The organism is Streptomyces sp. NPDC060064, from assembly GCF_042736455.1.
In the GTDB taxonomy this organism is placed as follows: Bacteria; Actinomycetota; Actinomycetes; order Streptomycetales; family Streptomycetaceae; genus Streptomyces.
In genome coordinates this window covers 12992-21478 of sequence record NZ_JBHWWF010000068.1, presented here as the reverse complement: position 1 = coordinate 21478, position 8487 = coordinate 12992, and the positions used below count along the sequence as shown (strand labels likewise).

The following is an 8487-nucleotide window of genomic DNA, read 5'->3' as shown; positions in this document are numbered from 1 at the left end:
GGGACCGCACCTCGCGGTCCGGGCCCACGGCTGTGATCAGGCCTGGTTCTCCTGCAGCTCCTCGGGCGCGCTGACGCCCTCGGCACGCTCGCGCATCTTGCGCACCAGCTCCTGCTTCTGGTCGGCGGCCGCCTTGCGATCGGCGTTGCGCGCGGGACCGTTGCCCTGCTGGTCGGCGCGCGACAGCTTCTTGCGCTGTCCGCCCACGCCGAGAAGGTTGTTCCGGCTCTTGGCCATGGGGTTCTCCCATTTGTGGTGAGAAGTGACTGGGGAATCGTCAGACGGGGGCGGGAGTCGACCGCCGCCCTCTCACTCGTAGATCGGGAGATACGCATACATGCGGGCCACGGTACCCCGCCGGGGACAGTGGGGACACCTGGTTTGTTCGCGCGGGCGGCGCGGGCGAACTGGTCGAGCAGCTGCGGAAGATCATCAGGCGCTCGGGTCCACCGTTGCCTGGTGTGCCTCGACGAGGTGTTCCTCGGCTTTGAGCCAGGGCAGAAACTGCGCCCCCTTGCGCCAGCCACAGGTGTCGCAGGTCAGTGTCCGCTGCAAGCCTGATTTCTGTACATGCACGACATGCTCACGGCCGTGCTGATCCCATCTGCTGACCTTGCTTGTGGTCATGGACGGCATCGTTCCTCCTGGTGACGAGTGCGCCCAGTGTGCAGCACGTTCAACATCAACGGCACCACCTTGTCGAGCTGTTGCTCCAGTCGTCGCCCGCCGGGTGCTCAGGCGCCACCTTCCAGGAAGCGGAGTACCGCCAGCACCCTGCGGTGATCTGCGCCGACGCGCGGCAGGTCGAGCTTGGCGAGGATGCTGTTGATGTGTTTCGCGACGGCGCTTTCGCTGATCACCAGCCGGTCGGCGATTCCGGCGTTGGAGCGGCCCTCCGCCATCAGCGCGAGCACGTCCCGTTCGCGCTCGGTCAGCCGCTCCAGCGGATCGCTCTGCCGCCGCACCAGGAGCTGTGCGACGACCTGCGGGTCGAGGGCGGTTCCGCCATCGGCGACCCGTCGCAGCACTTCGATGAACTCCTCGACGTCCGCTACGCGTTGTTTGAGGAGGTAGCCGATGCCGCTGGTGTTGGCTGCGATGAGCTCGGCGGCGTACCGCTCCTCCACGTACTGCGACAGCATCAGGACGGCGGTGTCCGGCCACTGCTGTCTGAGCCGGAGTGCGGCCCGTACGCCTTCGTCGGTGAAGCCGGGCGGCATCCGGACATCGACGACGGCTATGTCGGGGCGGTGTTCCCCGACCGCGGCCAACAGCCCTTCGGCGTCGCCGGTTTCCGCGACGACCTCGAATCCGGCCATCTCGAGGATCTTGACCACGCCGACCCTGAGCAGGACGGAATCCTCGGCGATCACAGCGCGCACGGCAGCTCCACAGTCATGACGGTCGGGCCCCCGGTGGGGCTGCTCATGCGGAAGGTCCCGTCGACGGACCCCACGCGTTGGGCGAGTCCTTTGAGACCGGTACCGCCGGCCGGATCGGCGCCGCCCGCGCCGTCGTCGGCGACGACCACCCGCAGTATCTCGCCCAGTCGGGACACGGTCACATCGGCACGGGTCGCGTGCGCGTGCTTGGCGATGTTGGTGAGGGCCTCGGAGACGACGAAGTAGGCGACTGCTTCGACGGCGGGGGCGGCTCGCTGCGGCAGGTCGACCCGTAGCCGTACGGGCAGTGGAGCGCGGGCGGCCAGGCCGGAGAGGGCTGCGTCGAGGCCGAGTTCGTCGAGTACGGACGGGTGGAGGCCGCGCACGAGATGGCTGAGTTCCTCGATCGACTCCTTGGCTTCGCGGTGTGCGTCGTCGATCACTTGCCGTACCTCGGGCGGCAGGTCCTTGAGTGTCACTTTGGCGATCCCGAGGTTCAGTGCCAGGGATACGAGCCGTTGCTGGGCGCCGTCGTGGAGATCGCGTTCGATGCGGCGGCGTTCGGCGTGGGCGGCGTCGACGGCTCCGGCCCGGCTTTCGGTGAGGTCTTCGACGCGCTGCTCGAGTTCCTCGGCCCGGGTGTCCCTCAGGAGGGTGGGGGCGATGCGGTTCTCCAGCCGTACCAGGGCTCCGGCGAGGCTCGGCACGGCGGCCAGTGCGACCGCGCCGGCGGCCATGACGTAGGCGGCCTGGGTGGTGTAGCCGGGGTGGTCGAACCGCCAGGACGCCGGCAGCAGCATGATCCAGGCGTAGATGGTGGTGGCGGCCGCGCCGGCCACAAGGAGCGCGAGGACGAGCAGTTCGAGTATCCCGAGGCAGGGCCCGACGAGGCAGTTGTACGCGAACTGCCGTCTCGCCACGGCGAATCGGAGCCGGGGCAGGTCCACACCGCACAGTTCGCGATAGCGCCATCGGTGGGCCTCGGTAAGGCCGAATCCGGCGATGGCGATCAGGGCAACGGGGACGGGAAGGATCACCGGGGCGTCGGAGGAGGTGCCGCTGAAGGTTGCGACGGCCAGTCTCGCGGCCCAGAGGAACAACGGTGCTGTGACGAGGTGCAGGAGCATCCCGGTGGCGATGAAGGACATGTCGCGCCGCAGCCGGGTGAGGGAGCGGCGGAGCCGGGGCGGGATGGTCATGATCAAACCGTATGTGGTGGGCATGTCCGGCCGCCATGAAGCCTGTTGCCGGTTCCGGGGTGCAACTGGTGCCACCCCAAGTCGGCAAGCAGTGTTACTGACTGTGACGACACGGAACAGGAGTGTTGATCACGAGCCCGAAGGCCGGGTTCGTGACTGCCGAAAGAGGCGCGCTCCATGGCTCTCATTGCCTTCAACTCCCCTGTCGCCACTGCCCGGTTGCCCAGGTGGCAGGGCCGGTTGCTGACCGGTGCGGGCCTGACTCTGCTGCCCTGGATGGGGTTTCTGGCGGCGACGCTTCCGCCGGGCGAAGCGGCGGCATGGGTGGCGCTGGACGCTCTGGAGGCGGCCTGTCTGCTGACGGCGGGCAGTCGGCTCGTACGGGGCGGGGGCGGCCATCGGGCGGCGGCGGCCGGTGCCGCGCTGCTGCTGGTGGCCGATGCCTGTGCGGACCTGCTGACGTCGGCGCCGGGCGCCGAGCTGGCGCAGGCGGTGGCGATGGCGGTGTGTGCGGAGCTGCCGCTGGCGGCCCTGTGCATGGACCTTGCCGTACGGACACATGCGAGGGCCGGCCGGGCTCCTGGCCCGGCCGGCCCTCGAACGTCAGCGAGCGGTCAGCAGCCGAGCAGGCGGCTGCCCAGGTAGCCCTGGATCTGGTCCAGGGAGACGCGCTCCTGCTTCATGGTGTCGCGCTCGCGCACGGTGACCGCGTTGTCGTCGAGGGTGTCGAAGTCGACGGTGACGCAGTACGGCGTGCCGATCTCGTCCTGGCGGCGGTAGCGGCGGCCGATGGCGCCGGCGTCGTCGAACTCGATGTTCCAGTTCTTGCGCAGGTCGGTGGCGAGGCCCTTGGCCTTCGGCGACAGCTGCGGGTTGCGGGAGAGCGGCAGCACGGCGACCTTGACCGGCGCGAGGCGCGGGTCGAGGCGCATCACGGCGCGCTTCTCCATGACGCCCTTGGCGTTGGGCGCCTCGTCCTCGTTGTACGCGTCGAGGAGGAAGGCGAGCATGGCGCGGCCGACACCGGCGGCGGGCTCGATGACGTACGGGGTCCAGCGCTCGCCGGCTTCCTGGTCGAAGTACGACAGGTCGTGGCCGGAGGCCTTGGAGTGCGCGGAGAGGTCGTAGTCGGTGCGGTTGGCGACGCCCTCGAGCTCGCCCCACTCGCTGCCGCCGAAGCTGAAGCGGTACTCGATGTCGGCGGTGCGCTTGGAGTAGTGGGAGAGCTTCTCGGCCGGGTGCTCGTACCAGCGCATGTTCTCCTCACGGAGACCAAGGTCGCGGTACCAGTTCCAGCGCTGCTCCATCCAGTATTCCTGCCACTGCTCGTCCTCACCGGGCTTGACGAAGAACTCCATCTCCATCTGCTCGAACTCGCGGGTGCGGAAGATGAAGTTGCCGGGAGTGATCTCGTTCCGGAAGGACTTGCCCATCTGCGCGATGCCGAACGGCGGCTTCTTGCGCGAGGTCTGCTGCACCTGGCCGAAGTTGGTGAAGATGCCCTGCGCGGTCTCGGGGCGCAGGTAGGCGACCGAGCCGGAGTCCTGCGTCGGGCCGAGGTGCGTGGAGAGCAGGCCGGAGAAGCTCTTGGGCTCGGTGAAGGTGCCCTTGTTGCCGCAGTTGGGGCAGTTGAGGTCGGCGAGGCCGTGCTCGGGGGCCTTGCCGTGCTTCTCCTCGTACGCCTCTTCCAGATGGTCCGCGCGGAAGCGCTTGTGACAGGAGGTGCACTCGGTGAGCGGGTCGGTGAAGGTGGCGACGTGACCGGAGGCCTCCCAGACCTCGCTGGCCAGGATCACCGACGAGTCGATACCGACGACGTCCTCGCGCGAGGTGACCATGTAGCGCCACCACTGGCGCTTGATGTTCTCCTTCAGCTCGACACCCAGCGGCCCGTAGTCCCAGGCGGCGCGCTGACCACCGTAGATCTCGCTGCACGGGTAGACGAAGCCACGGCGCTTGCTCAGGTTGACGATGGTGTCGATCTTGTCGGCGGCCACGGTGCTCTCTTCATTACGACGACGACGAACGGCGAATGCTTCAGGTTACCGGCGGCCGCACCCCCTGGATCAAATCGGTTCCGGGTACGGGGAGCTCAGCAGCTTTGTTGACAATCGTTTCCAGTTTTGTTGAAAATGACTGTCATGAACGTACGCCGCCTCATACCCACCAGTGCCGCCGCCGGAGCCGTCGCCCTCGGCCTCATGACCGTCTCCGCCTGCTCCAGCTCCAATGCCGCCGACGACGGCAGCGGCGGCAAGCTGAAGGTGGTGGCGTCGTTCTATCCGATGCAGTACCTCGCCGAGGAGATCGGCGGCGACCACGTCTCCGTCTCGACCCTCACCAAGCCGGGCGTCGAGCCGCATGAGCTTGAGCTCGAGCCCCGCCAGACCGCCGAGCTGAACGAGGCGGGCTACATCCTCTACCTCAAGGGCATCCAGCCCGCCGTCGACAAGGCCATCGCCCAGTCCGAGGCGAAGAACAAGGTCGACGCCGCCGGTCTCACCAAGCTCGAGCACCACGGCACCGAGGGCGGCCACAGCCACGAGGGCGAAGAAGCCGGCCACGACGAGCACGGGCATGCGGGCGAGGGCGAGGCGGGCGCCGACCCGCACATCTGGCTCGACCCGGTGAAGTACGCCGAGGTCGCCAAGGGCGTCGGAAAGTCCCTCGAGAAGGCCGACCCGGACCACGCCGCGGACTACCGGAAGAACACCGACGCGCTGGTCACGAAGCTCGACGGGCTGAACCGCACATACCAACAGGGCCTGAAGAACACGGCCACCAAGACCTTTTTCACCACCCACTCCGCCTTCGGCTACCTCGCCGAGCGCTACGGCCTGGACCAGGAGGGCATCGCGGGCCTCGACCCCGAGTCCGAGCCCAGCCCGGCCCGTATCAAGGACCTCCAGGCCATCGCGAAGAAGGACAAGGTCACCACCGTCTTCTTCGAGACGCTCGCCAGCGACAAGACCGCCAAGACCCTCGCCAAGGACGCCGGACTGAAGACGGACGTCCTCGACCCGCTCGAAGGAATTACGGACAAGTCCAAGGGCGCCGACTACATCGAGGTGATGCAGTCCAACCTCGCCGCGCTGCAGAAAGCTCTCGGCGCGAAGTGACATCGATCGGTACGCACACACCGGAGGCCCGAGACATGGAGCCCGTCATATCCGTCCGCGGGGCCCAGGCCACGCTCGGCTCGCGCCCGGTACTGCGCGGCATCGACCTCACCGTCCAGCGCGGTGAGGTCGTCGCCCTGCTCGGTGCCAACGGCTCGGGGAAGTCGACGGCCGTGCGTTCCGTGATCGGTCAAGTGCCGCTCACCGGCGGCGAGATCGCCCTGTTCGGCACGGAACTGCGCCGATTCCGCGAGTGGGCGCGCATCGGTTACGTACCGCAGCGCACGACCGCCGCGAGCGGTGTGCCCGCGACGGTGCGCGAAGTCGTCTCCTCGGGCCGGCTGTCGCGTACGAGGCTGGGCCGGCAGTCCCGCGCGGACCGGGCCGCCGTCGAGCGCGCCATCGAGCTCGTCGGGCTCACCGACCGCGCCAAGGACTCCGTGAACGCGCTCTCCGGCGGCCAGCACCAGCGGGTCCTCATAGCCCGCGCGCTCGCCTCCGAGCCCGAACTGCTGATCATGGACGAGCCGATGGCGGGCGTCGACCTGGGCAGCCAGGAGATCCTCGCCGGAACACTGCGCGAGCAGGTCGCGGCCGGGACGACAGTCCTGCTGGTCCTGCACGAGCTCGGACCGCTGGAGCCCCTGATCGACCGCGCGGTGGTGCTGCGCGACGGCTGTGTGGTCCATGACGGGCCGCCACCGAAGGCCGTGGGTCAGCATGCGCTGCCCGGCCACGACCACGTACATCCGCATGCGGCCGACGAGCCGCTCCGCACGGGACTGCTGACCTGATCATGGAAATCCTCGACACTGCTTTCATGCAGCGGGCGCTCATCGCGGCCGTGCTGGTCGGCATCACGGCACCCGCCATCGGCATCCATCTGGTGCAGCGCCGCCAGGCGCTGATGGGCGACGGCATCGGCCATGTCGCGATGACCGGCGTCGGCCTCGGCTTCCTGCTGTCGACCAACCCGATCTGGATGGCGACGCTCGTCTCGATCGTGGGCGCGGTCACCATGGAACTGATCCGGATGTACGGACGCACTCGCGGCGATATCGCGCTGGCGATGCTCTTCTACGGCGGTATGGCCGGCGGTGTGCTGCTGATCAACCTCTCGGACACCGGCTCCACGGCCAATCTCAGCTCGTTCCTGTTCGGCTCGCTCTCCACCGTCTCCGACGCGGACCTCACCGCGATTCTGCTGCTGGCCGCCTTTGTGGTGCTGGTCTCGCTGGGGCTGCGCAGGCAGTTGTTCGCGGTCAGCCAGGACGAGGAGTTCGCGCGGGTCACCGGTCTGCCGGTGCGTGCGCTGAATCTCCTGATCGCGGTGACCGCGGCGGTCACCGTCAGTGTGGCGATGCGGGTGGTCGGGCTGCTGCTGGTCAGCGCGCTGATGGTGGTGCCGGTGGCCGCGGCGCAGCAGATTTCGCGGTCCTTCAAGGCCACGTTCGCGCTGGCGGTGGGGATCGGTGTGACGGTCGCACTGGCCGGAACGACCACCTCCTACTACCAGGATGTGCCGCCGGGCGCGACGATAGTGCTGCTCGCCATCGGCATCTTCGTGGTGCTGACCGCACTCGCCACACCCCTGGCGAGGCGGCGTGCGCGCACACTGGAGGCGAGCGGGGCGGAGTGCACCGTGGACATGCCCGGCACGCGACCGCCCGGCGACGACGTCAAGGTCTGAGCTCAGGCCTGGCAGAATGGCCCGACATATGTGCGGGCGAACGAGGAGGCACCTGTGGCGACGGCGCCAACCGGCGGAAATGCAGCCCCAGTGCGGGGCCGGTCGACCCGGCAGCGGACCGCGGTTGCGGCGGCGCTCGACGAGGTGGACGAGTTCCGCAGCGCGCAGGAGCTGCATGACATGCTCAAGCACCGCGGCGACTCGGTGGGCCTGACGACGGTCTACCGCACGCTGCAGTCGCTCGCGGACGCGGGCGAGGTGGATGTGCTGCGCACGTCCGACGGCGAGTCGGTGTACCGGCGCTGCTCGACCGACGACCACCATCACCATCTGGTGTGCCGGGTCTGCGGAAAGGCCGTCGAGGTCGAGGGGCCTGCGGTGGAGCAGTGGGCGGAGACGATCGCGTCGCAGCACGGGTACGTGAATGTGGCGCACACGGTGGAGATCTTCGGTACGTGCGCGGAGTGCGCGGGCTCCTCGGCGGAGGGCTGACGGCTCCTCGGCGGAGGGCGGACCGGGGTTGAGCTCCGGGCGCCCTGGGGCGGCGCCCCCGCAATGCGATGGGATGCCCGTCCCGGGTGCCCGTCTCCGGCTTGCCCGGTCCCTGGGGCGCGGGCGCGGGGTTTGGCGCGTCCCCCGGGGCGCGGGCGCTCGGGTGCCGTGTCCTCTGAGTGCCCCGTCCCCGGGGCGCGGGCGCTCGGGTGCCGTCTCCCCTGAGTGCCCCGTCCCCGGGTGCGGGCTCGTGGCGCCCGGGCGCGCCCCGAGCCGAGCGCGCACCGAGCCGAGCGCGCACCGTTGGGGCCGCTCCGGGGCTCGTGTCCTGGACTGCTTTCCTCACCGCGCTTCGCGCGAGTTGCGACGCTTTACGTCCAGAACACGACCCCTGCGCGTCCCCTGCCAGCGACGGACCAGGGCTCCTCGGGTTCCCGTCGGCGTTCAGCGCCCCCGGGTTCGCGACGCGAAGCCGCCGCTCCCGGGGGCACGGCTCCGCCGCTTGTGGTCTGCGACGCTTTACGTCCAGAACACGACCCCTGCGCGTCCCCTGCCAGCGACGGACCAGGGCTCCTCGGGTTCCCGTCGGCGTTCAGCGCCCCCGG

The 8487-nt window shown here is 69.1% G+C and carries 10 protein-coding genes; 5 read left to right on the top strand and 5 right to left on the bottom strand.

The genetic code is table 11. The features are described from left to right. Positions 1-36 precede the first annotated feature (36 nt). The 4 genes from ACFWDI_RS39275 to ACFWDI_RS39260 form a co-directional block, all read right to left on the bottom strand. Positions 37-237, bottom strand: a complete 201-nt coding sequence (locus tag ACFWDI_RS39275) for a DUF6243 family protein (RefSeq protein ID WP_385311697.1) — start codon at positions 235-237, stop codon at positions 37-39. Positions 238-432: 195 nt separating this feature from the next. Beyond that, positions 433-636, bottom strand: a complete 204-nt coding sequence (locus ACFWDI_RS39270; RefSeq protein WP_362680782.1) for a hypothetical protein — start codon at positions 634-636, stop codon at positions 433-435. Positions 637-734: 98 nt separating this feature from the next. Then, positions 735-1382: a response regulator gene (locus ACFWDI_RS39265; RefSeq protein WP_385311695.1), complete on the bottom strand. Its 648-nt coding sequence runs from the start codon at positions 1380-1382 to the stop codon at positions 735-737. Then, positions 1370-2581, bottom strand: a complete 1212-nt coding sequence (locus ACFWDI_RS39260) for a sensor histidine kinase (RefSeq protein ID WP_385311693.1) — start codon at positions 2579-2581, stop codon at positions 1370-1372. The genes ACFWDI_RS39265 and ACFWDI_RS39260 overlap by 13 nt, the downstream gene beginning before the upstream one ends. A 177-nt stretch (positions 2582-2758) precedes the next feature. Here ACFWDI_RS39260 and ACFWDI_RS39255 point away from each other — a divergent pair, with 177 nt between their 5' ends. After that, positions 2759-3226 carry a hypothetical protein gene (locus ACFWDI_RS39255; RefSeq protein ID WP_385311691.1) on the top strand — a complete coding sequence of 156 codons (468 nt, stop codon included), beginning with the start codon at positions 2759-2761 and terminating at the stop codon, positions 3224-3226. Here the strand turns inward: ACFWDI_RS39255 and ACFWDI_RS39250 are convergent. Beyond that, positions 3196-4578 carry a glycine--tRNA ligase gene (locus tag ACFWDI_RS39250; RefSeq protein WP_327323502.1) on the bottom strand — a complete coding sequence of 461 codons (1383 nt, stop codon included), beginning with the start codon at positions 4576-4578 and terminating at the stop codon, positions 3196-3198. The genes ACFWDI_RS39255 and ACFWDI_RS39250 overlap by 31 nt on opposite strands. A 144-nt stretch (positions 4579-4722) precedes the next feature. Here ACFWDI_RS39250 and ACFWDI_RS39245 point away from each other — a divergent pair, with 144 nt between their 5' ends. Genes ACFWDI_RS39245 through ACFWDI_RS39230 form a run of 4 tightly spaced genes read left to right on the top strand, consistent with a single transcriptional unit; the run spans position 4723 to position 7882 of the window. Beyond that, positions 4723-5700, top strand: coding sequence for a metal ABC transporter substrate-binding protein (locus ACFWDI_RS39245; RefSeq protein ID WP_385311689.1), 978 nt, complete (start codon positions 4723-4725; stop codon positions 5698-5700). Positions 5701-5735: 35 nt separating this feature from the next. Further along, complete coding sequence (locus ACFWDI_RS39240; RefSeq protein WP_326649807.1) at positions 5736-6494, top strand: metal ABC transporter ATP-binding protein; 759 nt, start codon at positions 5736-5738, stop codon at positions 6492-6494. Positions 6495-6496: 2 nt separating this feature from the next. After that, positions 6497-7390, top strand: a complete 894-nt coding sequence (locus ACFWDI_RS39235) for a metal ABC transporter permease (RefSeq protein ID WP_385311687.1) — start codon at positions 6497-6499, stop codon at positions 7388-7390. Positions 7391-7444: 54 nt separating this feature from the next. Beyond that, entirely contained in the window at positions 7445-7882 is a 438-nt protein-coding gene (locus tag ACFWDI_RS39230; protein WP_327323506.1) for a transcriptional repressor, read from the top strand. The last annotated feature ends 605 nt before the right edge of the window (positions 7883-8487 follow it).

Bases quoted from the DNA above. Each gene is read 5' to 3' on its own strand.
- ACFWDI_RS39275 (WP_385311697.1), bottom strand. From the start codon at position 237: ATGGCCAAGAGCCGGAACAACCTTCTCGGCGTGGGCGGACAGCGCAAG.
- ACFWDI_RS39270 (WP_362680782.1), bottom strand. From the start codon at position 636: ATGCCGTCCATGACCACAAGCAAGGTCAGCAGATGGGATCAGCACGGC.
- ACFWDI_RS39260 (WP_385311693.1), bottom strand. From the start codon at position 2,581: ATGACCATCCCGCCCCGGCTCCGCCGCTCCCTCACCCGGCTGCGGCGC.
- ACFWDI_RS39255 (WP_385311691.1), top strand. From the start codon at position 2,759: ATGGCTCTCATTGCCTTCAACTCCCCTGTCGCCACTGCCCGGTTGCCC.
- ACFWDI_RS39245 (WP_385311689.1), top strand. From the start codon at position 4,723: ATGAACGTACGCCGCCTCATACCCACCAGTGCCGCCGCCGGAGCCGTC.
- ACFWDI_RS39240 (WP_326649807.1), top strand. From the start codon at position 5,736: ATGGAGCCCGTCATATCCGTCCGCGGGGCCCAGGCCACGCTCGGCTCG.
- ACFWDI_RS39235 (WP_385311687.1), top strand. From the start codon at position 6,497: ATGGAAATCCTCGACACTGCTTTCATGCAGCGGGCGCTCATCGCGGCC.